We start from the raw sequence: 26,216 nt of genomic DNA on the forward strand, positions 1-26,216 counted from the left end.
TTGTGGGAGCGGCGTGAGCCGCGAAGCTGGCGTCATCGAAACTACCTGCGGATCTGCAATCTGGCCGAGCATCTGCATCCGGGCTTATGCCGCTCCCACAGGAACCAAACGGCTGCTGCACTACTGGGAAAGCCGCTGCCGAGCATGGCTCGGCACTACGCTCCCTCCCTTTCGCGTAGCGAAGGGGAGGGTTGGGGAGGGGTAGGTTTTCGCGAGGCAAAGAAAAACCCCGCGCAAGCGGGGTTTTTCTCAATCACGACCTGGTTCGTTGAATCAATCGCCCAAGGTCAGCAGCGAGGCGTTGCCGCCGGCGGCGGTGGTGTTCACCGTCACCGTCTTCTCGGTGGCGAAGCGCAGCAGGTAGTGCGGGCCGCCGGCCTTGGGGCCGGTGCCGGACAGGCCCTGGCCGCCGAACGGCTGCACGCCGACCACCGCGCCGATCTGGTTGCGGTTGACGTAGACATTGCCGACGTTGACGCGCGCTGCAATGCGATCAACGGTTTCGTCGATGCGCGAATGCACGCCCAGGGTCAGGCCGTAGCCGGTGGCGTTGATCTGGTCGATCACCGCATCCAGCTGATCGGCCTTCCAGCGGATCACGTGCAGCACCGGTCCGAAGATTTCCTTGTGCAGCTGGTTCAGGTCCTTCAGCTCATACGCACGCGGGGCGAAGAAGGTGCCATGCGCGGCGGCTTCGGACAGCGGTGCGGCAGCGATCAGGCGCGCTTCGGCGTCCATGCGCACGGCGTGGTCCTTGAGGATCTGCAGGGCGTTGGCGTCGATCACCGGGCCGACGTCGGTGGACAGTTCACCCGGGTCGGCAACCTTCAGTTCGGCCATCGCGCCGGACAGCATGCCCATCACCTTGTCGGCGATGTCGTCCTGCACGAACAGCACGCGCGCTGCCGAGCAACGCTGGCCGGCGGAAGTGAAGGCCGAGCCGATCGCGTCCTTGACCAGTTGCTCCGGCAGTGCCGAGGAGTCGGCGATGAAGGCGTTCTGGCCGCCGGTCTCGGCGATCAGTACGCCGATGGCGGCATCACGTGCAGCCATCGCGCGGTTGATGGCGCGGGCGGTGTCGGTTGAGCCGGTGAAGGCCACGCCGGCCACGCGCGGGTCGGCGGTCAGCGCCGCACCGACGGTGGCACCGTCGCCCGGCAGGAACTGCAGCACGCCTTCCGGCACGCCTGCGTCGAGCAGCAGCTTCACTGCGTAGTAGCCGATCAGGTTGGTCTGCTCGGCCGGCTTGGCGATGACGCTGTTGCCGGCGGCCAGGGCGGCGCTTATCTGGCCCAGGAAGATCGCCAGCGGGAAGTTCCACGGGCTGATGCAGACGAAGACGCCACGGCCGTGCAGCTGCAGTTCGTTGCTTTCGCCGGTCGGGCTCGGCAGCTTCTCGGCGGTGCCGAACTGCTCGCGCGCCTGCTTGGCGTAGTAACGCAGGAAGTCGACCGCTTCGCGCACTTCGGCGACGCCGTCGGGCAGGCTCTTGCCGGCTTCCTTCACGCACAGTGCCATGAACTCGGCGATGCGGGCTTCCAGCTGGTCAGCGGCATGCTCGAGGATGGCGGCGCGGCTGGCGGCCGGGGTGCGGTTCCAGGCCGGCTGTGCGGCCACGGCATTGGCCAACGCCTTCTGCACGGTGGCGGCATCGGCAGCCTGCCAGTGACCGACGACCTGGCGGTTGTCGGCCGGGTTGACCACCGGCTGCGAAGGCGTGCCCGCGGCCACGCCCTGCACCAGCGGCGTCGCCTGCCACGGCTTGATGGCGGCGTTGAGCTGCTCGGCCAGGGCGCGCAGTTCGTTGTCGTTGGCGAGGTTGATGCCCATGGAGTTGGTCCTGTCGTGGTTCTGGCTGCGCAGCAAATCAACCGGCAGCGGGATCTTGGGGTGCGGGATGGAAGCGAACGAAGACACGGCTTCGACCGGATCGCGGATCAGGTCGTCGATCGACACGTCTTCATCGGTGATGCGGTTGACGAAGCTGGAGTTGGCGCCGTTTTCCAGCAGGCGACGCACCAGGTAGGGCAGCAGGTCTTCGTGCGAGCCCACTGGTGCGTACACGCGGCAGGGCACGTTCAAACGGTCAGCCGGAATCACCTCGGCATACAGATCGTCGCCCATGCCGTGCAGCTTCTGGTGCTCGTACACGCCGCCCTTGGCGATCTGCTTGATCGTGGCGATGGTGGCCGCATTGTGCGTGGCGAACATCGGGTAGATCGCATCAGCATGGCCGAACAGGCGCTTGGCGCAGGCGATGTAGGACACGTCGGTGTTCTGCTTGCGGGTGAACACCGGATAGGCGGGCAGGCCTTCGATCTGCGCACGCTTGATTTCCGCATCCCAGTACGCGCCCTTGACCAGGCGCACCTGCAACTTGTGGCCGATGCGGCGGGCCAGGTCGGCGAGGTAGTCGATCGTGTACGGCGTGCGCTTCTGGTAGGACTGCACGACGATGCCGAAGCCCGCCCAGCCCTTCAGCGAAGGATGGCTGACCACGCGCTCGATGATGTCCAGCGACAGTTCCAGTCGGTCGGTTTCTTCGGCGTCGACGGTGCAGCCGATGCCGTAGGACTTGGCCAGCTGCGCCAGTTCCAGCACGCCCGGGACAAGGTCATTCAATACGCGCTCGCGCTTGGCGTGCTCGTAGCGCGGATACAGCGCCGACAGCTTGATCGAGATGCCGTGCGAGGTGGTGACGTCGCCGTCGGCCTTGCCGCCACGGGCGATATTGTCGCTGCCGATGGCATGGATGGCGCGGCGGTAGTCTTCCAGGTAGCGCAGCGCGTCCTTCATGGTCAGCGCGCCTTCGCCAAGCATGTCGAAGGAGTAGCGGTAGTTGCTGTTGTCGCCCTTGTGCGAACGCGACAGCGCTTCGTCAATGGTGCGGCCCATGACGAACTGGTGGCCCATGATCTTCATCGCCTGACGCACGGCCAGGCGGATCACCGGCTCGCCAACGCGGCCGATCAGACGCTTGAACGCACCATGCACGTCGCGCTTGGTGGCATCGGCCAGGTCAACCAGGTGACCGGTCAGCATCAGGCCCCAGGTCGAGGCATTGACCAGCACCGAGTCGGACTGGCCCATGTGGCGCTTCCAGTCGGCCTCGCCCAGCTTGTCGCGGATCAGCTTGTCGGCGGTTTCCTGGTCCGGAATGCGCAGCAGGGCTTCGGCCACGCACATCAGCAGCACGCCTTCCTCGCTGCCGAGGTCGTACTGGCGCATGAAGGCTTCGATCGCGCCCTGGTTCTTGGAACGGGCACGTACGCGGCGCACCAGATCGGCGGCAGTGGCCTGTACCTGCGCCTGTTCGGCGGCCGGCAGGCGCGCCTGCTCCAGCAGTTCGCGCACGTGGCTGGCCTCGTCCTTGAGCCATGCATCGGTGATGGCCTGGCGCAGCGCGGGCGGCGCCGGTGGCAGCTCAGGCGTCAGCAGCGGCGGGGCCGGCGACGTAAGGGAGGCGACATCAGGAGAAGGTGTTGCGTTCATGCGCTCGGCCACAGTTGGATTCGGCCATTTTAATCTTCGGCGGCAGATTTCCTAGTCCCCTGCGAGCGTCTGTTTGCGGCCGGAAAGCACTGGCCTGTGGGCGCTTTCGCAATGCTTAACGAGTCAAATTAAATTGTGCCGATTCCGGCATCTAAATCGACGTCCTCGGACGATATGGGCACAGTTTTGATGTGCACTGCAGCATTGATGACGATGATGAATGGAAGCTTGCCGGGCGTGTGCGGGCAGGGCTACCATCGAACTCGATTTCCGCGGTATGGACGCGGCTGCGATGATCCAGGTGCTTCGGCAAGATTCCGATGGCTCAGGGACGCAGTTGTTACTGCACCCCCCACGGGCACTCAGTGCTCGGCAGTTCGTCCAGTTGTTTGCGGCGTTGGCAGGATTGATGGTGTTCGCGGCCGGCCTGGCTTGGCTGTCCGGGAACCTACTGGCCCCTGTCTTCGCGTTGTTGCATGGCTTGCTGGTGGCAGCTGCACTGCGCGCATGTTGGCGCAGCAGCAATCGCCAGGAAGAGATCCGGGTAGGACCGGACTGCGTGGAAGTGATTCCCGCAGCCGGAGTTTCGCCGGTATTCCGCGCACACCCGTACTGGGTGCGGGTGGTGACCGGGAAGGAACGGGTCCTGCTGGTTTCCAGCGGCAAGTGGGTGGAAGTGGGGAGTTTCCTCGCGCCCGTGGAACGTCGGGAACTTGCGGTGACACTTGAAGGCTTGCTCGCGGCCAGCAATGGCAGCAACCGATGACGTCAAGGGTCTAGGCAATGAAGCAAAGCAGCGTGTGGGGCGCGAAGTTGAAACACGGTTTGGCAGCGGCAGCGATGATGCTGTCGGCGCAGGCAGCATGGGCGCAGACCGCCGATCCCAAGGAATGGCAACTCAATATGGGCAAGGGCGTCACCCATACCTCGCGTATGGCGTGGGACGCACATATGGTGGCCTTGTGGGTATGTACCGTCATCGGCGTGCTGGTGTTCGGCGCGATGGCCTACGCGATGTTCAAGTTCCGCAGGTCCAAGGGCGCGGTGGCCAAGCAGTTCAGCCACAACACCAAGGCGGAAGTCATCTGGACCGTCATCCCCATCATCATTCTGGTAGTGATGGCCTGGCCGGCCACCGCCAAGTTGATCGCCATGTACGACACCCGCGATTCCGAGATGACGGTGAAGATCACCGGCTATCAGTGGATGTGGAAGTACGAATACCTGGGTGAAGACGTCGCCTTCACCAGCCGCCTGGACCGCAAGTCCGACGAAGTGCGGCAGAGCGGCAGCGTGCCGACCATGGCCAGCGATCCGCACTACCTGCTCGACGTGGACAACCCGCTGGTGCTGCCGGTGGATACCAAGGTCCGTTTCGTCATCACCTCCGACGACGTGATCCACGCGTGGTGGGTGCCAGCACTGGGTTGGAAGCAGGACGCCGTGCCGGGCTTCATCAACGAGCGCTGGACCAATATCGAAACCGAGGGCGTGTACCGCGGCCAATGCGCGGAGCTGTGCGGCAAGGACCATGGCTTCATGCCTATCGTGGTCAAGGCCGTGTCCAAGGACGAGTTCAAGTCCTGGCTGGCGTCACGCAAGCCGGCGCCTGCTGCACCTGCCGAGGCTGCGCCCGTACCTGCTGCCGAACCGGCACCTGCGGCTGCGCCCGAAGCAGTGCAACCCGAAGCTGCAACCGCCGCGCCTGCGGCGACCGGTGCCTGATACCACTGCGTGCCGGTGCTGCCGGCGCGATGCCTGAAAACGCATAACGAGGTGTAGTTGCAATGGCGAATACCGCAGTGGACCACTCCGATCACCACGGCCACCAACAGGGCTTCTTCGAACGCTGGTTCTTCTCCACCAACCACAAGGACATCGGCACGCTCTACCTGCTTTTCAGCTTCACGATGTTCATCATCGGTGCGGCGATGAGCGTGGTGATCCGCTTGGAGCTGGCGCAACCCGGCCTGCAGTTCGTCAAGCCCGAGTTCTTCAACCAGATGACCACCGTGCATGCACTGGTGATGATCTTCGGTGGCGTGATGCCGGCCTTCGTCGGCCTCGCCAACTGGATGATCCCGCTGCAGATCGGCGCGCCTGACATGGCACTGCCGCGCATGAACAACTGGTCGTTCTGGTTACTGCCGGTGGCCTTCGGCATGCTGCTGGTGACCTTGTTCCTGCCCGGTGGTGCGCCGGCCGGTGGCTGGACGCTGTATCCGCCGCTGTCGCTGCAGGGCGGCTACAACGTTGCCTTCAGCGTGTTCGCCATCCACGTGGCCGGTGTCAGCTCGATCATGGGCGCGATCAACATCATCGCCACCGTGCTCAATATGCGCGCACCGGGCATTGATCTACTGAAGATGCCGATCTTCTGCTGGACCTGGCTGATCACCGCCTTCCTGCTGATCGCGGTGATGCCGGTGCTGGCTGGCGCGGTGACCATGCTGCTGACCGACAAGTTCTTCGGCACCAGCTTCTTCAATGCCGCCGGTGGCGGTGACCCGGTGATGTTCCAGCACATCTTCTGGTTCTTCGGTCACCCCGAGGTCTACATCATGATCCTGCCGGCGTTCGGCGTGGTCAGCGAGATCCTGCCGACCTTCAGCCGCAAGCCGCTGTTCGGATACCAGGCGATGGTCTACGCGACTGCCGCCATCGCCTTCCTGTCGTTCATCGTGTGGGCGCACCACATGTTCACGGTGGGTATGCCGCTGGGTGGCGAGATCTACTTCATGTTCGCCACGATGCTGATCTCCATCCCCACCGGGGTGAAGGTGTTCAACTGGGTCAGCACGATGTGGGAGGGCTCGCTGACGTTTGAAACGCCGATGCTGTTCTCCATCGCCTTCGTCATCCTGTTCACCATCGGTGGTTTCTCCGGCCTGATGCTGGCCATCGTGCCGGCCGACTATCAGTACCACGACACCTATTTCGTGGTGGCGCACTTCCACTACGTGCTGGTGACCGGCGCGGTGTTGGCGTTGATCGCCGCGGTCTACTACTGGTGGCCGAAGTGGACCGGCCGCATGTACAACGAGTTCTGGGGCAAGTTCCATTTCTGGTGGACGATGGTGTTCGTCAACCTGCTGTTCTTCCCGCAGCACTTCCTAGGCCTGGCCGGCATGCCGCGACGCATCCCGGACTACAACCCGGTGTTCGCCGACTGGAACCTGATCAGCTCGATCGGCGCATTCGGCATGTTCGCCACGCCGTTCATGATGGCGGCGATCCTGCTGTCCTCGCTGCGTAACGGCAAGCGTGCCGAAGCGCGTGCCTGGGAAAGCGCCAAGGGCCTGGAGTGGACCATTCCGTCGCCGGCGCCCGCGCATACCTTTACCGTGCCGCCGGTGATCAAGCCGGGCGATCTGGCGCATGACGACGTGACCCATTGAGGAATCCTGCGATGAGCAGCAACGAGCAATGGCAGGCTGAGGAACTGGAACTGCGCCGGCGTCGTTCGCGGCGCACCGCGCTGGTGGTCGGCCTGATCGCGGTCGCGGTCTACGTCGGCTTCATCCTGTCCGGGGTGCTGGCGAGTTGACCACGCCAACGCCCGCACCCAAGCCCAATGCCGGCCTTGGCCGGCTGATCGGCGTGGCGTTCGCGGTGTTCGTGCTGACCTTTTCGCTGGTGCCACTGTACCGCATCGCCTGCGAAAAAGTATTCGGCGTGCGCCTGGAGCGCGGCGCGACCACGCATGAAGCCAATGCACATGCGACCACCGGCAAGCGCACCGTGCGGGTGGAGTTCGATGGCGGCGTCAATTCCAAGCTGCCGTGGGCATTCCATCCGGAAAAGCTGACGATGGACGTGGTGCCGGGTGAGTTGAATGAAGCCCTGTACTTCGCCCGCAATGACAGCGACCGCGCGATGGTTGGCAGCGCGGTGCCGTCGGTGGCACCGGCGCGCGCCTCGGGCTATTTCAACAAGACCGAATGTTTCTGCTTCACCGCGCAGACCCTGCAAGCTGGTGAGAAACGCGACATGCCGGTACGTTTCATCGTCGACCCGGACCTGCCGGCCGACGTCAACACGATCACCTTGTCCTACACCTTCTACAAGAATGATGCGCTGACCGAACAGCTGGCCCCGGCAACCGCCGCGGCCGCTGCGCATGCAGCTCCCTGATCACGGACCCGGAAGCAACGCCATGGCCCATAACACCCCTGATCCCAACGTCTACTTCGTGCCAAGCAGCAGCAAATGGCCGTTTGTAGGATCGATCGCGATGCTGGTGATGATGGTCGGGGTAGCCAGTTGGCTCAACGACGCCAGCTGGGGCCGCGCGGCCTTTTTCATCGGTGTGGCGATGATGGTGTTCACCCTGTTCCTGTGGTTCGGTGACGTCATCCGCGAATCCGAGGGCGGCAACTACAACCGCCAGGTGGATGGTTCGTTCCGGATGGGGATGATCTGGTTCATCTTCTCCGAGGTGATGTTCTTCGCTGCTTTCTTCGGTGCGCTGTTCTACACCCGCAACATGGGCCTGCCCTGGCTCGGTGGTGAAGGCCATGGCGTACTCACCAACGAATACCTGTGGGATGGCTACTCGGCAGCGTGGCCGACCAATGGTCCGGCCGATATCGGCGGCGCCTTCCAGACCATTCCGGCCTGGGGCCTGCCACTGCTCAATACGCTGATCCTGTTGACCTCGGGCGTGACCCTGACCATTGCCCATCACGCGCTGAAGGCCGGCAACCGCAAGCAGCTGCTGATCTGGCTGGGCGCCACGGTGCTGCTGGGCTGCGTGTTCCTGTTCTTCCAGGCCGAGGAATACATCCACGCCTACAAGGAATTGAACCTCACGTTGGGATCGGGCATCTACGGTTCCACCTTCTTCATGCTGACCGGCTTCCACGGCGCGCACGTGCTGCTGGGCACCATCATGCTGATCGTGATGTGGTTCCGCGCAGCCAAGGGCCACTTCACCCGTGACAACCACTTTGGTTTTGAAGCGGCCGCGTGGTACTGGCACTTCGTCGACGTGGTGTGGCTGATGCTGTTCCTGTTTGTCTATGTGCTGTAACAAGTACCGGCAGCCGCGCTGCAATGCAGTGCGGCTGCTGCGATGTTCAACCGCCCACACCGTGCGGCTTGATCCAGCCCATGTAGATGCTCAGGGCAACCAGCAGGATCAGCACCACTGACAGCGCGATACGTCGCGTCAACGCATTGACCGTCCGTTTGGTCTGGCCGCGATCGATCATCAGGTAATAGAGGCCGGCACCAAGATTCCAGACGATGACGATCAAGAACGCGATTACCAGCAAGGTCTTCAACGAATCATTCATGCGTGGCTCGAAGGGTGGAAGGGCAGTGCTATATCACCCGCTTGGCGGCAGCTTGTCATGACGCGACAGCACACGGCCATCTTCGGCTGGGCAATGGCGGTGCTGGTGGCCGTGTTGTTCTGCGCGCTGGGTGCCTGGCAGCTGCAGCGCATGCAACAGAAAGAGTCCCTGCTTGCGCAGTTGCCGCCGACCCGCGCGGCCGCCGTGTCGCTTGCCGAGGCCGCATCCACGCCGGGCTCCCTGCATTGGATAGACGACCAGCTGCAGTTCCTGCCCGGTAGTGTGCTGCTGGACAACCAGCTGCGCGAAGGCAGAGCGGGCATCAAGGTCTACCAGCCTGCGCGCGCCGCCAACGGTGTGGTGGTGCTGGTCGACCTTGGTTGGCTGCCGTTGCCTGCCGACCGCAGCTTGCCGCTGATCCGCGCGGAGCAGGGCACACAGGCGCTGCAGGGCCTGTGGGCGCCTGCGCCGGCAACCGGCATCGCCTTGGGGCCGGCATTGACGGCGGCCACGCAACCGCAGACCTGGTTGGCGACGCGGATGGATCTGCCTGCCATTGCCGCGCAGCTCGGGCTGGGCAGCGCTGAGTTGGCGCCGAAGGTGCTGCGATTGGATCCGGCGTTGCCGCTGGGCTATGTGCGTGACCTCGACCTGCTGCCGAATACTTTGCCGCCTTCGCGGCATCTTGGTTATGCAGTGCAATGGTTCGCGATGGCCTTGGCGGTGTTGGTGATTGCGCTGGTCTTGCAGTTCAAGAAGCGCAGGAAGTTGGGGGTTGGGAATGGGGTGTAGGTTGGAGCTGGTTGGAAGCCAAAGCCAAAGCCAAAGCCAAAGCACCCCTCCCCAACCCTCCCCTGCGCTGCGCGCAAGGGAGGGGGCAGAGTGCTGCGCCGTCGCTTTGAGCCTTGCTCCTGCCTTTGCCGTTGAATTTCCCCCTCCCTTTCACCGAAGGTGAAGGGGAGGGCCGGGGAGGGGTGTTTTTGCTCCAGCCTTTGCTTTAGTTCCAGCTTTTGCTCCAGCTTTCGCACCCAGCCACTCCCCATAGCCAGCTCGAAAAGAACCCAGCCATGAACGCACTCACCCCCGATCAGCTCATCACCCGCAACCGCGGCCGCCGGGTATTGCTGCTGATCTTCGCCATGTTCTTCGGTTCGATGGCGTTGGCTGGCATCCTGCGCTTCTCCGGGTGGACGCCGCAGATCAATCGCCATCACGGTGAACTGCTGCAGCCGGCATTGGACCTGCGCAGCGAGCAGCTGCACCTGGCCAACGGGCAGGCCTACGACTGGAACCCTGGCGAGCGCCACTGGCGCATCCTGCTGGCACCGGCGGCTGACTGCGCACCGGCCTGCGTCACTTTGTCGCAGCAGTTGGACAAGGTGTGGCAGTTGTTCGGCCATAACGCGGATAATGTCGAGATATTGTGGCTGGGTACGCCGCCTGAGCAGGTGGCTGCGACGCCGGCACTGAAGGTGCTGCAGCCCCAGCCTGCGTTCCGGGGCAAGCTGCCGGGGGTTGATGACCCGGCCGGTATCCCGGTGTATGTGATTGATCCCAATGGCTTTGTGGTATTCCGTTATGCGCCGGGTTTTGAACCGGGTGGACTGCGGGCTGATCTATCCAAGCTGTTGAAACTGATGTGAGTTCCGTTCGATGAATGCCACTGCGCGTCCGGCGCTGTACCGCAATTTCCACCGACTGGCGTGGTTCGCACTGATCATGACGGCGAGCACGATCATGTTTGGTTCGTTCGTACGCCTGTCCGATGCCGGCCTGAGCTGCCCCGATTGGCCTACCTGCTATGGCCGCGTCACCTGGCCGCAGACACAGATGGAAGCTGCCCAGCACGTGGCCAGCGAGATCCGTCCGCTGGAAACCCATAAGGCCTGGCGCGAGCAGGTGCACCGTTTCCTGGCCGGCCTGCTCGGCGTCGAAGTGCTGACCCTGGCATTGCTGGCGGCACGTCGGCGCAAGCGCGGCATCGCCCAGATAGTTACCGCCTCGGCGCTGGTGGCTCTGGCGATCCCCTTGTATATGCGCGGCGAACACGTCGCCGCGAGTGTGCTGGCCATCGGCGGTGAAGCGATCCTGCTGCTGGCGGCGCTGCGCTGGTCCAACATCGATCTGGCGCGCGCTGCGGTGCTGACGCTGATGGTGGTGATCTTCCAGGCCCTGCTCGGTATGTGGACGGTGACCTGGCTACTCAAACCCATCGTGGTGATGGGCCACCTGCTCGGCGGCATGCTGATGTTCGGCATGCTGGTGTGGATGGCGTGGAAGGCCACGCACCTGCCGATCACCCTGGCGGAGGCACCTCGCCTGCGCTGGTGGCTGCGCGGTGCGGTGGCACTGGTGGTGCTGCAGATCGCGCTTGGCGGCTGGGTCAGCGCCAACTATGCAGCGCTGGCCTGCGGCGGCGGCAGTGTGTCCCTGGACAACTTCCCGCGCTGTGTCAGCCAGTGGTGGCCGCAGCAGAACTACACGGAAGGCTTCACCCTGTGGCGTGGCATCGGTGTGGATTACGAAGGTGGCGTGCTGGATGGTGCCTCGCGTATCGCCATCCAGATGGCACACAGGATGTTCGCCGTACTGGTGGCGTTGTATCTGCTGGTGTTGTCGGTACGCATGTTCCGCCTGCCGGGCATGCGTGGTTGGGCAAGCGCCGTGATCGTGCTGTTGCTGTTGCAGGTCACCCTGGGCGTGCTCAACGTCAAGCTGGCATTGCCGCTGGCCGTGGCGGTGATGCACAGCGGCGGTGCGGTTGCCTTGTTGTTTGTATTGGTCACGCTGCTGGCGCGGCTGCGCGCCCCGGAGTGAATGATGCGTACAACATGGCGTGATTACTGGGACCTGACCAAGCCGAAGGTGGTGGCACTGATTGTGTTCACCGCCTTGGTCGGCATGTGCCTGGCCATTCCGGGCCTGCCCACCACCGCACAGGTGGTGACCGGTCTGCTCGGCTTCCTTGGCATCTGGCTGTCGGCCTCGGCCGCGGCAGCGATCAACCAACTGCTGGATGCGCGCATCGACGCGCAGATGGCACGCACCTCATGGCGGCCATTGGTGGTCGGCAAGGTCTCGCCGCGGCAGGTGCTGGTGTTTGCCGGCGCGCTGACCGCGCTGTCGATGACCATCCTGGTGCTGTGGGTGAACGTGATCACCGCGGTGCTGACCTTCGCCTCGCTGATCGGCTATGCGGTGATCTACACCGTCTACCTGAAGCGGGCGACCTCGCAGAACATCGTCATCGGCGGCCTGGCTGGCGCGACGCCGCCGCTGCTGGGCTGGGCGGCGATCACCGGCATGCAGGGCAGCTCGGATTGGGCCTACGCCTCGTTGCTGGTGCTGATCATCTTCATCTGGACCCCGCCGCATTTCTGGGCGCTGGCGATCTTCCGCCGCGTCGATTACGCCAAGGCCGAGATTCCGATGCTGCCGGTGACCCACGGCGTGCCGCATACCCGCAAGCAGATCCTGGCGTACTCGGTGGTGCTGGCGGTGGTGACGCTGCTGCCGGTGGCCATCGACATGAGCGGCATGTTCTACCTGGGCGGGGCAACGGTGTTGAACATCGTGTTCCTCTGGTACGCATGGAAGATGCAGAACCCGCCGGACGAGATGTTCAACATGAAGATGTTCGGCTATTCCATCGTGTACCTGATGGCGTTGTTCGCCTTCCTGCTGATCGACCACTGGCTGCTGCCCTGGTTGTGATCCAGCAATGAAAAGGCCGGCAAATGCCGGCCTTTTCTTTTGTAGGAGCGGCGTAAGCCGCGAAGCTGATGGTCGTTCCGGCTGCGGCAGGAACTGCAATCACGGAATGTTTGATTGCAGTGTGCATGCGCATCGGATGTATTGGTGGCTTCGCGGCTTACGCCGCTCCTACAACAATCAAGAGCCTGCAATGTTGGCGTTCTGCTTCGCATACCGCTGCGCCACCATCGAGCAGACGATCAGCTGGATCTGGTGGTAGATCATGATCGGCAACACGATCGCGCCGAGGCTGCCGCCGGCAAACAACACCTTGGCGATCGGTACACCGGTGGCCAGGCTCTTCTTGGAACCGCAGAACATGATGGTGATCTGGTCGGCGCGGTTGAAGCCCAGCCGCCGTGCCAGCCAGGTGATGCCGGGCATGGCGATGGCCAACAACACAATCGCAACCAGCGCAGCAGCCAGCAAGGACAGCGGCGGAGTCTTGCTCCACAGGCCTTCGCTGACCGATTCGCCAAAGGCGGCGTAGACCACCAGCAGCACCGTGCCCTGGTCGGTGTAACGCAGCAGGCCGCGGCGCTTCTCGATCCAGCCACCAATCCACGGCCGCAGCAGATGGCCGAGCACGAATGGCACCAGCAGCTGCAGCATGATCGCACCCACCGCATGCAGTGGGTTGGCCATGCCGCCCTGCGAGCCGGCGAGTATGGTCATCAGCAATGGGGTCAGGAACACGCCGAGAATGCTGGACAGCGAAGCCGCACACACCGCTGCAGGCACATTGCCGCCGGCGATCGAGGTGAAGGCAATCGAGGACTGCACGGTCGAGGGCAGGGCGCACAGGAACAGCACGCCGATGTAGAGCTCGGGCGTCAGCGCCCAGCCGGCCAGCGGCTTCATCGCCAATCCCAGCAATGGGAACAGTACGAAGGTACAGACCAGGATGGTGATATGCAGACGCCAATGCAGCAGCCCTGCGACGATGGATTCGCGAGGCAGACGCGCGCCATGCAGGAAGAACAGCGCGGCGATGGCGATGTCGGTGAAGTGGTCGAAGCCCCTGGCTGCACTGCCAGTGAGCGGCAGCACGCTGGCCAGGACGACAGTGGCGAGCAGGGCGAGGGTGAAGTTGTCCGGTCGCAGTCGCGACCACCAGCGGGTCATGTCGGCAATGCCTCCTGATCAGGGTATGGGTGGGTCCAACGCAGCGCGTGCAGCGGGCTCGAGTGAAGTCATGCCAGCGTCACGGCCGAACTTGAGTGCCTCATCCACCGACGCGCCATTGATGCGTGCCTCGATCAACGACAGCAGTGCACCAGCGCGGTTGGAGGAGGCGCAATGCAGCAGGGTCTTGCCGCCGTCCTGCTTGAGCACACGGTCCAGCGTGCGCGCGTTGGTTACGGTGATGTCGCCGGCACCGGCGATGGGCAGGCGCACATAGCGCAGGCCGAGTTGTTCGGCCAAGGCGGCCTCGTCGTAGCCGCGATCTTCATCGGCGCGGCGCAGATCAATGACGGTGGTGACGCCATTGGCAGCCGCTTCGCGCAGCTGTTGCGCGCTGGGCTGGCCGGCGGTGATCAGATCGGGACGCGGCTGACGCAGTGTTGCATCGCCAGCGAAGGCGTTGGCGGCGAGCAGCAGTGAGAGGAGCAGTGACAGGCGATAGATGTACATGCAGTGCTCCGTTGCAGATGTCAGAGACGCAGGCTGGCGCGGGCCTTGAGCAGCTCGCGCAGTTCGTATTTGTCGGTGTCGTCCAGGCCTTGCTGGCGTTGTTTGGCTTGCAGTTCGTCCAGACGCTGGGTCAGCAGTTGCTTCTCCAGCTGCAGCACCGCGTCCTGTAGCTCCTGCGCCCACATCGCTTCATCGCCGGGCAGTGCCTGTGCGGCCAGCTTGTGCAACGCGGCCTGTTCTTCGCGCTCGTTGAAGTGTTCGAGCAGGGCGCCGGTGCTGATATCGGGGCGCTGCTGCACCAGGTTCAACAACTCGACCAGCAGTTCGATGCCGGGCAGGCGCAGGCCACCGATGGCGTGGTGGCCTTCCAGGCTCATCGCCAGCGAGGGCTGCTGCAGCAGGATGGCGATGGCCGCGCGCACCAGGCTGCGCTTCTGCGCAGGCACGGCGTTGTTGCGCATCGGTGGCCGCGCTGCGGGTGCAGGGGTTGTCGCGGTGCTGCCGATACCGGTCAGGCGCGCCAGTTCCTGCTTCATCAGGTCGCCGAAGGCACCATCGGGGATCTGCGCCAGCATTGGCTTCGCCCGTTCGGCCAGGCGCGCCTTGCCGTCAAGTGTGCCCAGATTGATCTCGCGGCTGAGTTCGTCGAAGAAGAACTGCGACAGCGGCGTGCCCTGCTTGAGCCGCGCATCGAAGGCGTCGGCGCCTTCCTTGCGCACGATGGTGTCCGGGTCCTCACCATCGGGCAGGAACAGGAAGAAGGCCTGGCGGCCGTCCTTCATGCGCGGCAGCACCGACTCCAGTGCGCGCCAACCTGCACGGCGGCCGGCGGCATCACCGTCGAAGCAGAAGTACACATCCGGCGCATTGCGGAACAGCAGCTCGGCATGGTCGGGCGTGGTCGCCGTGCCCAGCGTCGCCACTGCCTGGGTGACGCCGAACTGGAACAGGCTGACCACGTCCATATAGCCTTCAACCACGATCAGGCGTTCGATCTTCTGGTTGGCCTGACGCACCTGCCACAGGCCGTACAGTTCGCGGCCCTTGTGGAACAGCGCGGTTTCCGGCGAGTTGAGGTATTTGGGGCCGGCGTCCCTGCCGTCATCAGGGGCGGCCATGACGCGGCCGCCGAAGGCGATGACCCGGCCACGGCGATCGAAGATCGGGAACATCACCCGGTCGCGGAACTTGTCATAGACGTGGCCGCGGTCGTTCTTGGAGAACAGGCCGACGCGTTCGAGCAGCTTCATGCGCCGCTCGTCCTTGCCCAGTGCGTCCTTCAGCGCGCTATAGCCATCCGGCGCATAGCCGATGGAGAAGCGCGCACGGGTATCGGCATCGACGCCGCGGCCATCGAGGTAGGCGCGAGCCTTGTCGTTGCCTTCCAGCTGCTTCTGGAAGAAGCGGGTGGCCGCATCCAGCGCCGAGTACTGGTCGCGGCTGTCGTCCTGCTGCTGTGGCGTGCGCGCATTGGTTTCGCGCGGGATTTCCATGCCCACGCGCTTGGCCAGTTCGTCCACCGCATCGAGGAACTCGAGGCGGTCGTAATTCATCAGGAAGCTGATCGCGGTGCCGTGCGCCCCGCAACCGAAGCAGTGATAGAACTGCTTGGTAGGCGAGACCGTGAACGAAGCCGAGCGCTCGTCATGGAACGGGCAGCGTGAGGCGTATTCCTTGCCCTGGCGCTTGAGCGGCACACGTGAGCCCACCACTTCGACGATGTCGGTGCGGGCCAGCAGGTCGTCAATGAACGCGTCGGGAAGTCGGGCCATGCAGCAAATCGATAGCGCCGCCGGTTGGCGGAGCGCGATGAAAGGGGGGAAGGGGAGTGTACTAGGCTCGGCTGGTGCTGGCTGGGGGTTGGGCTTGATGGTTTTCAGTCAAAGCTTTGAAGCTACCCCTCCCCAACCCGTCCGGCCCGAAGGCATAGCCTTCGGTCGTTCATCAGGTCGCGCGGCAGTGCCGCGCAAGCAGACCTTCTTCACCCCCTTGCCTGCGGCAAAGGGAGGGAGTGGCTTCTGCCCCCTCCCTTTCGCGTAGCGAAGGGGAGGGCTGGGGAGGGGTAGCTTCTGCTTCTGCGCTTGCCGTCAGTCCAAAGGCCCAACATCAACCTCGGCCGCAGCCGCCACCTTCCGCCGCGCATGCGCCCGCTCGTCGATCACCGCGGTAATCAGCGCGCCACCAAAGAAGACCACGCTGGCGTAGTAGATCCACACCAGCATGATCACCAGCGTGCCCATCGAGCCGTAGGCGCTGCCCGGCGCGGCGTTGGCGATGTACAGGCCGATCGCATAGCGGCCGAGGGTGAACAGTACGGCGGTGATGGCGCCGCCGAGAAAGGCCTGGCGCCAGGCTACCGGCCGGTCCGGCAGGTAGTGGTAGAGGAAGGCGAAGCCCAGTGCGTACAGCAGCAGGGTAGTGATGTAGCCAACCGCCGGCAGGGCGGAAGGCAGGTGCGAGAAGATCACTTGCAGGGCGGTGGTGGCGACCATCGACACGATCAGCAGGAAGCCCAGTGCCAGCACCACGCCGGCGGAGAACACCCGCTTCTTCAGCCAGCCGAAGATGCCTTCGAAACGCTTGGAATCGGTACGGAAGATCAGGTTCAGTGCCGCCTGCAGCTGGGCGAATACCACGGTGGCACCGACAAAAAGCAGGATCAGGCTCCAGATCCCGGCGAACGAGCCCAGATCCGGTTGTGCGCTGGCATTGGTGATCACCGTGCGTGCGACTTCGGCCACGCTGGGGCCGGCCAGTGAACCAATCTGCTCGATAAGTGTCTGTTGCGCTGGTGGGTACAGTGAGGCGGTCAGCCACAGCAGAAGGACCAGTAGCGGCGCCAGTGACAGCAAGGTATAGAAGGCCAGCGAGGCGGCCTGGGTCATCACGTCGGCTTCGACGAAGCGGCGCACCAAGGCGGCCGGCAGGCTTTGCTGGAGCAGCTCCAGCCGGGATTTGAACGAATGCAGGGTGGGGCGGGTTACAGGCATCAGATGGATCGCGTGAAGGCAGGGCTCTGTTCTAGCAAAGCCGGGCTTCGGGGCGGGTGAATGGGGTGGTCCTCGGCGGCCAAATCGGCCCACACCCGTAGTGCCGAGCCATGCTCGGCAGGGGCTTTCCCAGTAATACATGACGATGTGGGAGCGGCGTCAGCCGCGAAGCCGCATCCAGATCAGAAGCGGTGAAACTCACCCCTCCCCAGCCCTCCCCTTGGCCTGCGGCCAAAGGGAGGGGGCGGTGCATGTAGTACCGAGCCATGCTCGGTAGTGGCCTTCCCGGCAAGGCAGAAGGACAGAAACAACAAGGCCCGCACTTGGCGGGCCTTGTCGCGTAAGCCTCGGCAGCTGGGATCAGCCGGCCAGGGCCTGCTTGACCAGCTTGGACACCAGGCCCATGTCGGCCTGGCCAGCCAGTTTGGGCTTGAGCACGCCCATCAGCTTGCCGATGTCGGCAGCGCTGCTGGCGCCGGTCTCGGCCTTGGCAGCGTCAATCGCGGCCTGGATCTCGGCTTCGCCCATCTTGGCCGGCACGTAGCGCTCGATCACCACGATCTCCTCGCGCTCGATCACGGCCAGGTCTTCACGGTTGGCGGCTTCGAACTGGGTGACCGAGTCCTTGCGCTGCTTGATCATCTTGTCCAGCACGGCAATCACGTCGGCGTCGGTCAGCTCGATGCGCTCGTCCACTTCGCGCTGCTTGATGGCGGCGTTGATCAGGCGGATCACGCTCAGCGAGTGCTTGTCGCCGCTCTTCATGGCGGCCTTCATGTCTTCGAACAGCTGTTGCTTCAGGCTCATGGAGCACCTCATCGGGTCGGGAATATGGGGGAGAGACGTCAGCATTGCTGGCATCTGGAACGCAAAAAGCCGGCTACGCTTGCGCGTGCCGGCTTTCACTCCAGTACGGAAGGCCGGAGCCCCCCGTTCAGGAGTCGCGTACGATCAGTACAGGCGCTGACGCTTGGTGACGTCGCGCGAGGAACGACGCAGCTGGCGCTTCACGGCTGCAGCAGCCTTGCGCTTGCGTTCCTGGGTCGGCTTTTCGTAAAACTCGCGCTTGCGGGTTTCGGCCAGCACGCCGGCCTTTTCGCAAGTGCGCTTGAAGCGGCGAAGAGCAAACTCAAAGGGTTCGTTCTCGCGGACTTTAACGCTGGGCATGGAATCTCCGGGGACTCTGTAGAAAAACCGGGACACACCCGGTGAGCCGCGCATTATAGTCCCTTTGCGCAGACGTGCAACCCCTGCGATTTGGCGGGGGCGCCAGAGAGGTCCACAATACGCTTTATGAAAGTACTTGGCATTGAATCATCCTGCGATGAGACGGGCGTAGCCGTCTACGACACCTCACTCTCCGGGGCGGCTGCGCTGCGTGCGCATGCCGTCTACAGCCAGATCGCGCTGCATGCTGAATACGGCGGTGTGGTGCCGGAGCTGGCCAGTCGCGACCACGTACGCAAGACTCTGCCGCTGATCCGGCAGACCCTGGACGAGGCCGGCATCGCCATCTCCGAGATCGAGGGCGTGGCCTATACCGCCGGCCCTGGCCTGGTCGGGGCGCTGCTGGTCGGCGCCGGTGTGGCGCGCTCGCTGGCCTGGGGCCTGGATGTGCCGGCCATCGGCGTACACCATATGGAAGGCCACCTGCTGGCACCGCTGATGGAAGACGACCCGCCGGAAGCGCCGTTCGTGGCCTTGCTGGTCTCCGGTGGCCACACCCAGCTGATCGCGGTGGACGCCATCGGCAAATACCGCCTGCTCGGAGAGACTCTCGACGATGCCGCCGGTGAAGCCTTCGACAAGACCGCCAAGATGATGGGCCTGCCGTACCCGGGCGGCCCGCAGCTGGCCAAGCTGGCCGAAATCGGCACCCCGGGGCGCTACAAGTTCACCCGGCCGATGACCGACCGACCGGGGCTGGACTTCAGTTTCTCCGGCTTGAAGACCCAGGTGCTGATGGCCTGGCGTGACAGCGACCAGACCGAGCAGACCCGCGCTGACATCGCCCGCGGCTTCGAGGATGCGGTGGTCGACACGCTGGTGATCAAGTGTGGTCGCGCGCTGGATGCGGCCGGTTGCGACGTATTGGTGGTGGCCGGCGGTGTTGGCGCCAACAAGCGCCTGCGCGCCAAGCTGCAGGATGACGCCCAGCGCCGCGGTGGCAGGGTCTGCTTCCCGCGCCCGGCACTGTGCACCGACAACGGCGCGATGATCGCCTTCGCCGGTGCCCTGCGGCTGCAGGCCGGCCAGCACGGCCCGGCCGAGATCAAGGTGACGCCGCGCTGGGACATGGCCTTGCTGCCGCCTTTGCAGGGCTGACAAGCAGGCCTGCCGTGCTCGTCCACGGCAGGCTCAGTCTGCTGCCGTTACCATGTCGTATTCATCCAATACGACAGATGCAATGGACAAGGTATTCATCGAAGGGCTCGAAATCGACGCCCTGATCGGCATCTACGACTGGGAACGGCGGATCCGCCAGACCCTGGTGTTCGATCTGGAAATGGGCTTCGACAACCGCAAGCCCGCCGCCAGCGACGACATCGTCGACACGCTGAACTACAAGGCGGTCAGCAAGCGCCTGATGGAATTCGTGCGCGCTTCTGATTTTGGCCTGGTGGAAACGCTGGCCGAGCGCTGCGCGCAGATCGTGCTGGACGAATTCAACGTGCAATGGCTGCGGCTGAAGCTGAGCAAGCCAGGCGCAGTGCGTGGTGCGCGTGCGGTCGGCGTGATCATCGAGCGCAGCCGCGCCGAAGATTGAGCCTGTTGCAATCCGGTCGCGCGCATTGCGGTGCGCGGCCTGAGCTATGCCTGCCCGATCAAGCAATGCGATTGAGCAGGTTGTTTCTGCAGTACGAGTAAAAGGAGAAGTGCACGATGGCGGTAATGGGAATTCGTTGGTTGGATCAGCTGGAGAACATGCTGGCGCCGTACCCGATGGCCTACCCGGCAGTGGTGTTGGCGGGATTGCTGCTGGTGGCATGGCTGGCCAACTTCGTCACCAAGCGCGTCCTGCTGCGCGGTCTGCGTTCGATGATCGAACGTTTCTCCGGCCCCAATCACAACGCCAGGCAGCCGCTGCGGGTGATCGCACGGCTGTCCAACATCGTGCCTTCGGTGGTGCTTGCCGCCGGCTTGAGCATCGTGCCGGAGCTGCCGCCGGGCCTGGTCAATGGCTTGAAAGCGCTGTGTCATGCATGGACGGTGCTGACCATCGCGATGGCGGTGTCGCACGCACTTGATGCCTTCAACGACTTCTACGAACGCCGCGCCGATGCGCGCAACAAGCCGATCAAGGGCTATCTGCAGGTCGTCAAAATCGTTGTGTTCGTGTTCGCCGGCCTGTCGATCGTGGCGATCCTGGTCGGCGTGGAGCTATTGCATCTGGTCACCGGCCTGGGCGCTGCCACGGCAGTGTTCATGCTGATCTTCCAGGACACCATCCTGTCGTTGGTGGCTAGTGTGCAGATCAGCGGCGATGGCCGCGTGCGTATCGGCGACTGGATCGAGATGCCCAGCCAGAACGCCGATGGCGACGTCATCGACATCGCCCTGCACACCGTCACCGTGCAGAACTGGGACAAGACCGTCACCACCATTCCGACCAAGAAGCTGGTCACCGAGTCGTTCAAGAACTGGCGTGGCATGCAGGAGGCGGGCGGACGCCGGATCAAGCGTTCGATCTACCTGGACCAGCACAGCGTGCGCTTCCTCGATGTCGGTGGATTGGAGCGGCTGGGCCAGATCGCACTGCTGGATGATTATCTGGCGGGCAAGCAGCAGGAACTGCAGCAATGGAATGCGCAGGTCGCGCAGGCGCACCCGGAGCCGGTCAACTCGCGTCGGCTGACCAACCTGGGTACGTTCCGCGCCTACGTGGAGCTGTATCTGCGCCACAACCCGGGCATCCATCAGGACATGACCCTGCTTGTGCGGCAGATGGCGCCGACCCCGCAGGGCCTGCCGCTGGAGATCTACTGCTTCACCTCCTCGACCGCCTGGGCCAAGTACGAAGCCATTCAATCGGACATGTTCGACCACCTGCTGGCGATGCTGCCCGAGTTCGGCCTGCGCGTATTCCAGGAATCCAGCGACGCGATGCTGATGACCGCCCGTGAGCAGCTCGACCGCCGCTGACTGTAGTGCCGAGCCATGCTCGGCAGAGGCTTTCCCAGCGAAACGCTGCCCTCACCCCAACCCCTCTCCCGCTTCGCAGGAGAGGGGCTAAAGCGGCAATGCCGAGCATGGCTCGGCACTACAGGTGGAGCCATCCGGCAGCCGCTTCACGCTTGTAGCGCTAGAATTGCCCGCTTGAAAGCGTTTACATGAAGGACTGCCGGTGGCCCCCGACCGCATTGAATCCCTGATTTCCCGCATGACCGTCGACGAGAAAGTCGGCCAGCTCAGCGTGTTTGCCGACATGGTTCGCCCGTTCGCCCCAGATGTTAACCCGGAGGCCAACGTACGCAATGCCGAGCAGGTGCTGGAACAGGTGCGCGCAGGCCGCGTTGGCTCCTTGTTCAATGGCGTCGGTGCCGAGCTGGGCCGGCGCATCCAGCAGGTGGCGCTGGAGGAAAGCCGGCTGGGTATTCCGGTCATCCTCGCCTCCGATGTGATCCACGGCATGCGTACCGTGTTCCCGATTCCGCTGGGCGAAGCCGCCAGCTTCGAGCCGGACCTGGCCCGTCGCACCGCTCGCGCTACCGCCATCGAAGCGACTGCCGCTGGTATCCACTGGACCTATGCACCGGCGGTGGATATCGCCCGCGACCAGCGCTGGGGACGCGGTGCCGAAGGGGCAGGCGAAGACGTGGTGCTGGGCTGCGAATTCGCAGCCGCGCGCGTGCGCGGCTTCCAGGGCGATGACCTTACCGCCGAAGATTCGCTGTTGGCCACGCCCAAACACTTCGCTGCATACGGTGCGGTCGCTGCAGGTATGGAATACGCGCAGGTGGATATCTCGCCGCAGACATTGCGCGATGTGCATCTGCCGCCGTTCAAGGCAGCGCTGGATGCCGGTGCGCTGTCGTTGATGAGCGCTTTCAACGACATCAACGGTGTGCCGGCCAGCGCCAACCGTGCGCTGCTGACCGATCTGCTGCGCAAGGAATGGAAGTTCGAAGGCGTGGTGGTTTCCGACTACACCGCCGACATGGAGCTGATCGCGCACGGCTACGCGGCCGATGAAATTGATGCGACTCGCAAGGCGTTCCTGGCTGGGCTCGATCTGAGCATGCAGAGCGGCTTCTACGATCAGCATCTGGCCGGGCTGGTGCATGCCGGCGACGTGCCGATGGCCGTGCTCGACGAATCGGTCCGGCGCATCCTGCGTTTGAAGGATGCCATCGGTCTGTTCGACAACCCCTACCGTTCGCTGGACCCGCAGCGCGAAGCCGACCAATCGCATATCGCCGAACACGATGCGCTGGCACGCGACACTGCGCGGCGCTCGGTGGTGCTGCTGAAGAACGACGGCGAGTTGCTGCCGCTGAAGAAGCAGGGCCAAAAGATCGCATTGATAGGTCCGTTCGTGCAGGACCGCGACAACATCGAAGGCTGCTGGACCTTGTTCGGCGACAAGTCGCGTTACGTAACACTGGAGAGCGGCGTACGCGCTGCCCTTGGCGATGCAGCGGCATTGGAAGTGGTGGCGGGCTGCGCCTTGGAAGATCCACTGGAAGGCGGCATCGAAGCAGCGGTCGCCGCCGCGCAGCGTGCTGACGTGGTGGTGCTGGCAGTTGGCGAACCGCAGCGTTATAGCGGTGAAGCGCAGTCGCGGGTGGAGATCACCTTGCCACCGGCACAGCAGGCGCTGGCTGAAGCGGTCGCTGCCACCGGAACGCCGCTGGTGGTGTTGCTGCGCAATGGTCGTGCGCTGGCGCTGCAAGGTGCGGTGCGAGATGCGCGGGCGATTGCAGTGACCTGGTACTTGGGTACGCAGAATGGGCATGCATTGGCCGACATCCTGTTCGGCGATTACAGCCCCTCGGCGCGCCTGCCGGTGAGCTTTCCGCATGCTTCTGGCCAGCAGCCGTATTTCTACAGTCACCCGCGTAGCGGCCGCCCGGAGCTGCCGACCTTGTCGGAGTTCAAATCACGCTGGCGCGAGTTTCCGAATACGGCCTTGTATGCGTTCGGCCATGGCATTGGCTATGCTCGCTTTGAATATGAAACGCCGCGGCTGAGCACGCCGCAGTTGGATTGGGATGGCGCGCTTGTGATCCGTACCAACGTCCGCAACACCAGTACGGTGGCGGGTGAGGAAGTGGTGCAGTTGTACGTGCACGACCGCGTCGCCAGCCGGGTACGCCCTGTGCGCGAGTTGAAGGCGTTCCAGAAGGTTGCTGTAGCGGCAGGCGCATCGGTGGAGGTGGAGTTCCGTCTGGACCGCCAGCAGCTCGCTTTCACCGGCGTGGACGGTGACTACCGAGCAGAGCCTGGTCTGTTTGATGTGTGGGTATGCGCTTCGTCGGTGAGCGGCGAAGCGGTGAGTGTCGAGCTGCTGGGCCCCTGATCCAGAACGCTGTACGCGAGTAAGCTCTGCTTTCGGTAGTGCCGAGCATGACTCGGCACTACCGATGTCGGATGCATTTTCAGCTCCGCGCTTACGCCGCTCCCACAACACAGGAACGCATCATGTCTGCTGCACTGCCTGTCTACATGCCCTGGTTGATGACGGCCGGTTTCGGCTTGTTGTATTACCGACGCATCCGTCGCCACTTTGGTTGGCAGCCGTGGCGGCCGGTTCGCAATGGCGTCCGTATCGGCATCTTGGTGTTGGTTAGCGCGATGCTGGTGTTTGCGGCGGTGTATATCCCGCATGTGGCGTGGGGTGTTGCTGCAGGCGCGGTCGCCGGTACCGGCTTGGGAATGTTTGCACTCAAGCACACGTTGATCAGCTCGCGCGATGGGCTGGCAGGTTATACGCCGAATCCTTGGATTGGCAGTGCCTTGGCGGTATTGCTGATCGGGCGATTGGCTTGGCGCTGGTATGGCGGGGCCTTCAGCCAGGGAATGGGGCAGGGCATGGGTAATGCCAGTCCGTTGACCTTGGCGCTGGCTGCGGCCTTGATCAGTTATGGATTGGTGCAGGCGGTAGGTCTGGCGCTGCGCCTGCGATCTCAGTTGTAGTGCCGAGCCATGCTCGGCAAGGGGCTTTACCGGTAATGCCCCACCTGTAGTGCCGAGCCATGCTCGGCAGAGGGATCCCTAGGAGAGCCCCTTGCCGAGCATGGCTCGGCACTACAGGAAGCGGGCGCGGTCAGCCTGCCTTTGGCGTCAGCTTCAGCAGTTTTGCATTGGCGCCATCTTCCAACAGCCACAGCGCGCCGTCCGGGCCTTGCTCCACTTCGCGGATGCGGTTGCCCATGTCGAACCGCTCTGCTTCGCGCGCCTTGTCGCCATCAAAGGCGACGCGCACCAGCGACTTGGACGACAGCCCGCCAATGAAGCCGCTGCCCTGCCACTGCGGGAACTGCTTGCCGCTGTAGATGATGAAGCCGGCCGGGGAAATCACCTGGCGCCAGGTCACTACCGGGGCGATGAACTCGGGGCGGGTATCGTGATCGGGGATCGGGCGGCCGTCGTAATGATCGCCATTGGATACGATCGGGTAGCCATAGTTGCCACCGCGCTGGATCAGGTTCAGCTCGTCGCCACCCTTCGGGCCCATCTCGTGTTCCCACAGCTTGCCGTTGCCGTCGAAGGCGATACCCAGCACGCTGCGGTGGCCCAGCGACCAGACCTGGTCGGCCGGTGAGCCCTGTGCCACGAACGGGTTGTCTGCCGGCACGCTGCCATCGTCATTGAGGCGGATGATCTTGCCTAGATTGGTCTTCATGTCCTGCGCCGGGTCGAACTTCTGCCGCTCGCTGGAGCTGATCCATAGTCTGCCATCCGGGCCGAACGCCAGGCGATGGCCGTAATGGCCGCGACCGGTCACCTTCGGCGTCTGCCGCCAGATCACCTGCGCATCGCTCAAGCTGCCGCTGCCGTCGGCATTCAAGACCAGCTTGGCGCGGGCGACTGCCGCACCACGGGTGTCGTCAGTGCCGTCTTCGGCGTAGCTGTAATAGACCAGCCCATTGCTTGCGAACTGCGGGTGGGCCAGAACGTCACCAAAGCCGCCCTGACCCCCGTAGGCCACGGTCGGCACGCCGCTGACGTCGCCGCGCTTGCCGCTGGCCGGGTCGAAATGGACCAGCTTGCCGGCCTTCTCGGTGACCAGCAGGCTGCCATCGGGCAGGAAGGTCATGGCCCAGGGCTCGTTGAAGCGGGCTGCCTCGGTGGCGGTGAACGGCCATTGCGCCGGCTTCACCGCGGCTTCGGCAGCCGGATCGGGATCAGCGGCGCAGGCGCTGGTGAACAGGGCGGGGGCCAAGGCCAGGCTCATGCTGAGCAGGAGGGTACGGGGCATGGAGGTCTCCGGAAGCGGGGTGCGTTACCAGTGCACGGTTGTACACCATGCCAGCCGATGCTGTCCCATCAAGGGATGGGACTTGCGCACGGAATCGCTTACCGTAACGGCCGAGCGCCCGTGGAACTGGGCCCCTGCAGCCACAAAAAAGGAGTTTTCATGACGAAACAACAGATCTATCGCCCCTCTGCCGCGTTCATCGCGTCCGCATGGACGGCATTGTTGCTTGGGGCGGTGGCGTATCTGGTCGGCCTGTTCAACGCCGAGATGCTGCTCAACGAGAAGGGGTATTACCTGACCTTGCTGCTGTTCGGCCTGTTCTCGGCGGTTTCGCTGCAGAAGAGTGTGCGCGACCGGCTGGAGGGCATTCCGGTAAGCAATCTGTACTACAGCCTGTGCTGGTTCGCGCTGCTGTGTGCGTTGTTGCTGCTGCTGGTCGGCCTGTGGAATGCGACCCTGCTGCTCAGCGAGAAGGGTTTCTACGGCATGTCGTTCGCACTGTCGCTGTTCGGCGCCGTCGCCGTGCAGAAGAACACCCGCGACGTGATGGCGGCCGACGCCGCTTACGGCACGCCGCCGTTGCCGCCGCAGGAATGATTGAAAGCCACTCCCGCCGATGGCGGGAGT

25 protein-coding genes are annotated in these 26,216 nt (G+C 63.8%); 16 read left to right on the top strand and 9 right to left on the bottom strand.

Annotated features, from left to right (window positions below):
• Positions 1–273: 273 nt before the first annotated feature.
• Positions 274–3,492: a bifunctional proline dehydrogenase/L-glutamate gamma-semialdehyde dehydrogenase PutA gene (putA, locus tag ACVOK8_RS00620; protein ID WP_481565109.1), complete on the bottom strand. Its 3,219-nt coding sequence runs from the start codon at positions 3,490–3,492 to the stop codon at positions 274–276.
• 292 nt (positions 3,493–3,784) lie between these two features.
• Between putA and ACVOK8_RS00625 the strand changes: the two genes are divergently transcribed.
• From ACVOK8_RS00625 to ACVOK8_RS00650, 6 genes are all read left to right on the top strand, one after another.
• A complete protein-coding gene (locus ACVOK8_RS00625) occupies positions 3,785–4,258 on the top strand; it encodes a DUF2244 domain-containing protein (protein WP_481532420.1) in 474 nt (157 codons plus the stop codon).
• A gap of 17 nt (positions 4,259–4,275) precedes the next feature.
• On the top strand, positions 4,276–5,217 hold the full coding sequence (gene coxB, locus ACVOK8_RS00630; protein ID WP_481565110.1) for a cytochrome c oxidase subunit II: 942 nt from the start codon (positions 4,276–4,278) through the stop codon (positions 5,215–5,217).
• A 62-nt stretch (positions 5,218–5,279) separates the two neighbouring features.
• Positions 5,280–6,890 (top strand): cytochrome c oxidase subunit I, encoded by a 1,611-nt coding sequence (gene ctaD / locus ACVOK8_RS00635; RefSeq protein WP_282268140.1) that lies wholly within the window; start codon positions 5,280–5,282, stop codon positions 6,888–6,890.
• Positions 6,891–6,901: 11 nt separating this feature from the next.
• On the top strand, positions 6,902–7,039 hold the full coding sequence (locus tag ACVOK8_RS00640; RefSeq protein WP_296253360.1) for a hypothetical protein: 138 nt from the start codon (positions 6,902–6,904) through the stop codon (positions 7,037–7,039).
• On the top strand, positions 7,036–7,626 hold the full coding sequence (locus ACVOK8_RS00645; protein ID WP_481565111.1) for a cytochrome c oxidase assembly protein: 591 nt from the start codon (positions 7,036–7,038) through the stop codon (positions 7,624–7,626). The genes ACVOK8_RS00640 and ACVOK8_RS00645 overlap by 4 nt, the downstream gene beginning before the upstream one ends.
• A gap of 22 nt (positions 7,627–7,648) precedes the next feature.
• Positions 7,649–8,524 (top strand): cytochrome c oxidase subunit 3, encoded by an 876-nt coding sequence (locus tag ACVOK8_RS00650; protein WP_282268145.1) that lies wholly within the window; start codon positions 7,649–7,651, stop codon positions 8,522–8,524.
• 46 nt (positions 8,525–8,570) lie between these two features.
• Here the strand turns inward: ACVOK8_RS00650 and ACVOK8_RS00655 are convergent, their stop codons facing one another.
• Complete coding sequence (locus tag ACVOK8_RS00655) at positions 8,571–8,789, bottom strand: twin transmembrane helix small protein (protein WP_282268147.1); 219 nt, start codon at positions 8,787–8,789, stop codon at positions 8,571–8,573.
• A gap of 57 nt (positions 8,790–8,846) precedes the next feature.
• Here ACVOK8_RS00655 and ACVOK8_RS00660 point away from each other — a divergent pair, with 57 nt between their 5' ends.
• The 4 genes from ACVOK8_RS00660 (at position 8,847) to cyoE (ending at position 12,503) form a co-directional block, all read left to right on the top strand.
• Complete coding sequence (locus ACVOK8_RS00660) at positions 8,847–9,581, top strand: SURF1 family protein (RefSeq protein WP_481565112.1); 735 nt, start codon at positions 8,847–8,849, stop codon at positions 9,579–9,581.
• A gap of 275 nt (positions 9,582–9,856) precedes the next feature.
• A complete protein-coding gene (locus tag ACVOK8_RS00665; RefSeq protein WP_481565113.1) occupies positions 9,857–10,432 on the top strand; it encodes a hypothetical protein in 576 nt (191 codons plus the stop codon).
• Between the two features lie 10 nt (positions 10,433–10,442).
• Positions 10,443–11,606 carry a COX15/CtaA family protein gene (locus ACVOK8_RS00670; protein WP_481565114.1) on the top strand — a complete coding sequence of 388 codons (1,164 nt, stop codon included), beginning with the start codon at positions 10,443–10,445 and terminating at the stop codon, positions 11,604–11,606.
• A 3-nt stretch (positions 11,607–11,609) separates the two neighbouring features.
• Complete coding sequence (gene cyoE, locus ACVOK8_RS00675; RefSeq protein ID WP_282268154.1) at positions 11,610–12,503, top strand: heme o synthase; 894 nt, start codon at positions 11,610–11,612, stop codon at positions 12,501–12,503.
• A 177-nt stretch (positions 12,504–12,680) separates the two neighbouring features.
• Here the strand turns inward: cyoE and ACVOK8_RS00680 are convergent, their stop codons facing one another.
• From ACVOK8_RS00680 to rpsU, 6 genes are all read right to left on the bottom strand, one after another.
• A complete protein-coding gene (locus ACVOK8_RS00680) occupies positions 12,681–13,667 on the bottom strand; it encodes a bile acid:sodium symporter family protein (protein ID WP_481565115.1) in 987 nt (328 codons plus the stop codon).
• An 18-nt stretch (positions 13,668–13,685) separates the two neighbouring features.
• Positions 13,686–14,177 (bottom strand): protein tyrosine phosphatase family protein, encoded by a 492-nt coding sequence (locus ACVOK8_RS00685; RefSeq protein ID WP_481565116.1) that lies wholly within the window; start codon positions 14,175–14,177, stop codon positions 13,686–13,688.
• A gap of 20 nt (positions 14,178–14,197) precedes the next feature.
• Positions 14,198–15,949, bottom strand: coding sequence for a DNA primase (gene dnaG / locus ACVOK8_RS00690; RefSeq protein WP_481565117.1), 1,752 nt, complete (start codon positions 15,947–15,949; stop codon positions 14,198–14,200).
• A 315-nt stretch (positions 15,950–16,264) separates the two neighbouring features.
• Complete coding sequence (locus ACVOK8_RS00695; protein ID WP_481565118.1) at positions 16,265–17,167, bottom strand: YihY/virulence factor BrkB family protein; 903 nt, start codon at positions 17,165–17,167, stop codon at positions 16,265–16,267.
• Between the two features lie 360 nt (positions 17,168–17,527).
• Positions 17,528–17,974 carry a GatB/YqeY domain-containing protein gene (locus ACVOK8_RS00700; protein WP_481517900.1) on the bottom strand — a complete coding sequence of 149 codons (447 nt, stop codon included), beginning with the start codon at positions 17,972–17,974 and terminating at the stop codon, positions 17,528–17,530.
• Between the two features lie 144 nt (positions 17,975–18,118).
• Positions 18,119–18,334: a 30S ribosomal protein S21 gene (rpsU, locus tag ACVOK8_RS00705; RefSeq protein WP_002808376.1), complete on the bottom strand. Its 216-nt coding sequence runs from the start codon at positions 18,332–18,334 to the stop codon at positions 18,119–18,121.
• 126 nt (positions 18,335–18,460) lie between these two features.
• Here rpsU and tsaD point away from each other — a divergent pair, with 126 nt between their 5' ends.
• The 5 genes from tsaD to ACVOK8_RS00730 all read left to right on the top strand — a co-directional run bounded on the left by tsaD (position 18,461) and on the right by ACVOK8_RS00730 (position 24,304).
• Positions 18,461–19,492, top strand: a complete 1,032-nt coding sequence (tsaD, locus tag ACVOK8_RS00710; protein ID WP_296246838.1) for a tRNA (adenosine(37)-N6)-threonylcarbamoyltransferase complex transferase subunit TsaD — start codon at positions 18,461–18,463, stop codon at positions 19,490–19,492.
• 82 nt (positions 19,493–19,574) lie between these two features.
• Complete coding sequence (folB, locus tag ACVOK8_RS00715) at positions 19,575–19,934, top strand: dihydroneopterin aldolase (RefSeq protein WP_481565119.1); 360 nt, start codon at positions 19,575–19,577, stop codon at positions 19,932–19,934.
• A gap of 116 nt (positions 19,935–20,050) precedes the next feature.
• Positions 20,051–21,310 (top strand): mechanosensitive ion channel family protein, encoded by a 1,260-nt coding sequence (locus tag ACVOK8_RS00720; RefSeq protein ID WP_481565120.1) that lies wholly within the window; start codon positions 20,051–20,053, stop codon positions 21,308–21,310.
• A 202-nt stretch (positions 21,311–21,512) separates the two neighbouring features.
• Positions 21,513–23,687: a glycoside hydrolase family 3 N-terminal domain-containing protein gene (locus ACVOK8_RS00725; protein ID WP_481565121.1), complete on the top strand. Its 2,175-nt coding sequence runs from the start codon at positions 21,513–21,515 to the stop codon at positions 23,685–23,687.
• A gap of 122 nt (positions 23,688–23,809) precedes the next feature.
• Positions 23,810–24,304: a CcdC protein domain-containing protein gene (locus tag ACVOK8_RS00730; protein ID WP_481565122.1), complete on the top strand. Its 495-nt coding sequence runs from the start codon at positions 23,810–23,812 to the stop codon at positions 24,302–24,304.
• A gap of 130 nt (positions 24,305–24,434) precedes the next feature.
• Here ACVOK8_RS00730 and ACVOK8_RS00735 read toward each other — a convergent pair whose 3' ends face one another.
• Positions 24,435–25,589: a PQQ-dependent sugar dehydrogenase gene (locus ACVOK8_RS00735; RefSeq protein ID WP_481565123.1), complete on the bottom strand. Its 1,155-nt coding sequence runs from the start codon at positions 25,587–25,589 to the stop codon at positions 24,435–24,437.
• Between the two features lie 159 nt (positions 25,590–25,748).
• Between ACVOK8_RS00735 and yiaA the strand changes: the two genes are divergently transcribed.
• Positions 25,749–26,186, top strand: coding sequence for an inner membrane protein YiaA (gene yiaA / locus ACVOK8_RS00740; RefSeq protein ID WP_481515933.1), 438 nt, complete (start codon positions 25,749–25,751; stop codon positions 26,184–26,186).
• Positions 26,187–26,216 lie beyond the last annotated feature (30 nt).

Source organism: Stenotrophomonas sp. STEN083 (assembly GCF_056759195.1).

What these genes read in the sequence shown, in the direction of transcription:
- ACVOK8_RS00735 (WP_481565123.1), bottom strand. Translation starts at nt 25,589, where the DNA reads ATGCCCCGTACCCTCCTGCTCAGCATGAGCCTGGCCTTGGCCCCCGCC.
- ACVOK8_RS00665 (WP_481565113.1), top strand. Translation starts at nt 9,857, where the DNA reads ATGAACGCACTCACCCCCGATCAGCTCATCACCCGCAACCGCGGCCGC.
- ACVOK8_RS00680 (WP_481565115.1), bottom strand. Translation starts at nt 13,667, where the DNA reads ATGACCCGCTGGTGGTCGCGACTGCGACCGGACAACTTCACCCTCGCC.
- folB (WP_481565119.1), top strand. Translation starts at nt 19,575, where the DNA reads ATGGACAAGGTATTCATCGAAGGGCTCGAAATCGACGCCCTGATCGGC.
- ACVOK8_RS00655 (WP_282268147.1), bottom strand. Translation starts at nt 8,789, where the DNA reads ATGAATGATTCGTTGAAGACCTTGCTGGTAATCGCGTTCTTGATCGTC.
- ACVOK8_RS00720 (WP_481565120.1), top strand. Translation starts at nt 20,051, where the DNA reads ATGGCGGTAATGGGAATTCGTTGGTTGGATCAGCTGGAGAACATGCTG.
- ACVOK8_RS00730 (WP_481565122.1), top strand. Translation starts at nt 23,810, where the DNA reads ATGTCTGCTGCACTGCCTGTCTACATGCCCTGGTTGATGACGGCCGGT.
- ACVOK8_RS00670 (WP_481565114.1), top strand. Translation starts at nt 10,443, where the DNA reads ATGAATGCCACTGCGCGTCCGGCGCTGTACCGCAATTTCCACCGACTG.
- ACVOK8_RS00660 (WP_481565112.1), top strand. Translation starts at nt 8,847, where the DNA reads ATGACGCGACAGCACACGGCCATCTTCGGCTGGGCAATGGCGGTGCTG.
- ACVOK8_RS00695 (WP_481565118.1), bottom strand. Translation starts at nt 17,167, where the DNA reads ATGCCTGTAACCCGCCCCACCCTGCATTCGTTCAAATCCCGGCTGGAG.
- coxB (WP_481565110.1), top strand. Translation starts at nt 4,276, where the DNA reads ATGAAGCAAAGCAGCGTGTGGGGCGCGAAGTTGAAACACGGTTTGGCA.
- ACVOK8_RS00700 (WP_481517900.1), bottom strand. Translation starts at nt 17,974, where the DNA reads ATGAGCCTGAAGCAACAGCTGTTCGAAGACATGAAGGCCGCCATGAAG.
- putA (WP_481565109.1), bottom strand. Translation starts at nt 3,492, where the DNA reads ATGAACGCAACACCTTCTCCTGATGTCGCCTCCCTTACGTCGCCGGCC.
- cyoE (WP_282268154.1), top strand. Translation starts at nt 11,610, where the DNA reads ATGCGTACAACATGGCGTGATTACTGGGACCTGACCAAGCCGAAGGTG.
- ACVOK8_RS00625 (WP_481532420.1), top strand. Translation starts at nt 3,785, where the DNA reads ATGATCCAGGTGCTTCGGCAAGATTCCGATGGCTCAGGGACGCAGTTG.
- ACVOK8_RS00640 (WP_296253360.1), top strand. Translation starts at nt 6,902, where the DNA reads ATGAGCAGCAACGAGCAATGGCAGGCTGAGGAACTGGAACTGCGCCGG.
- ACVOK8_RS00685 (WP_481565116.1), bottom strand. Translation starts at nt 14,177, where the DNA reads ATGTACATCTATCGCCTGTCACTGCTCCTCTCACTGCTGCTCGCCGCC.
- ctaD (WP_282268140.1), top strand. Translation starts at nt 5,280, where the DNA reads ATGGCGAATACCGCAGTGGACCACTCCGATCACCACGGCCACCAACAG.
- ACVOK8_RS00650 (WP_282268145.1), top strand. Translation starts at nt 7,649, where the DNA reads ATGGCCCATAACACCCCTGATCCCAACGTCTACTTCGTGCCAAGCAGC.
- dnaG (WP_481565117.1), bottom strand. Translation starts at nt 15,949, where the DNA reads ATGGCCCGACTTCCCGACGCGTTCATTGACGACCTGCTGGCCCGCACC.
- tsaD (WP_296246838.1), top strand. Translation starts at nt 18,461, where the DNA reads ATGAAAGTACTTGGCATTGAATCATCCTGCGATGAGACGGGCGTAGCC.
- rpsU (WP_002808376.1), bottom strand. Translation starts at nt 18,334, where the DNA reads ATGCCCAGCGTTAAAGTCCGCGAGAACGAACCCTTTGAGTTTGCTCTT.
- yiaA (WP_481515933.1), top strand. Translation starts at nt 25,749, where the DNA reads ATGACGAAACAACAGATCTATCGCCCCTCTGCCGCGTTCATCGCGTCC.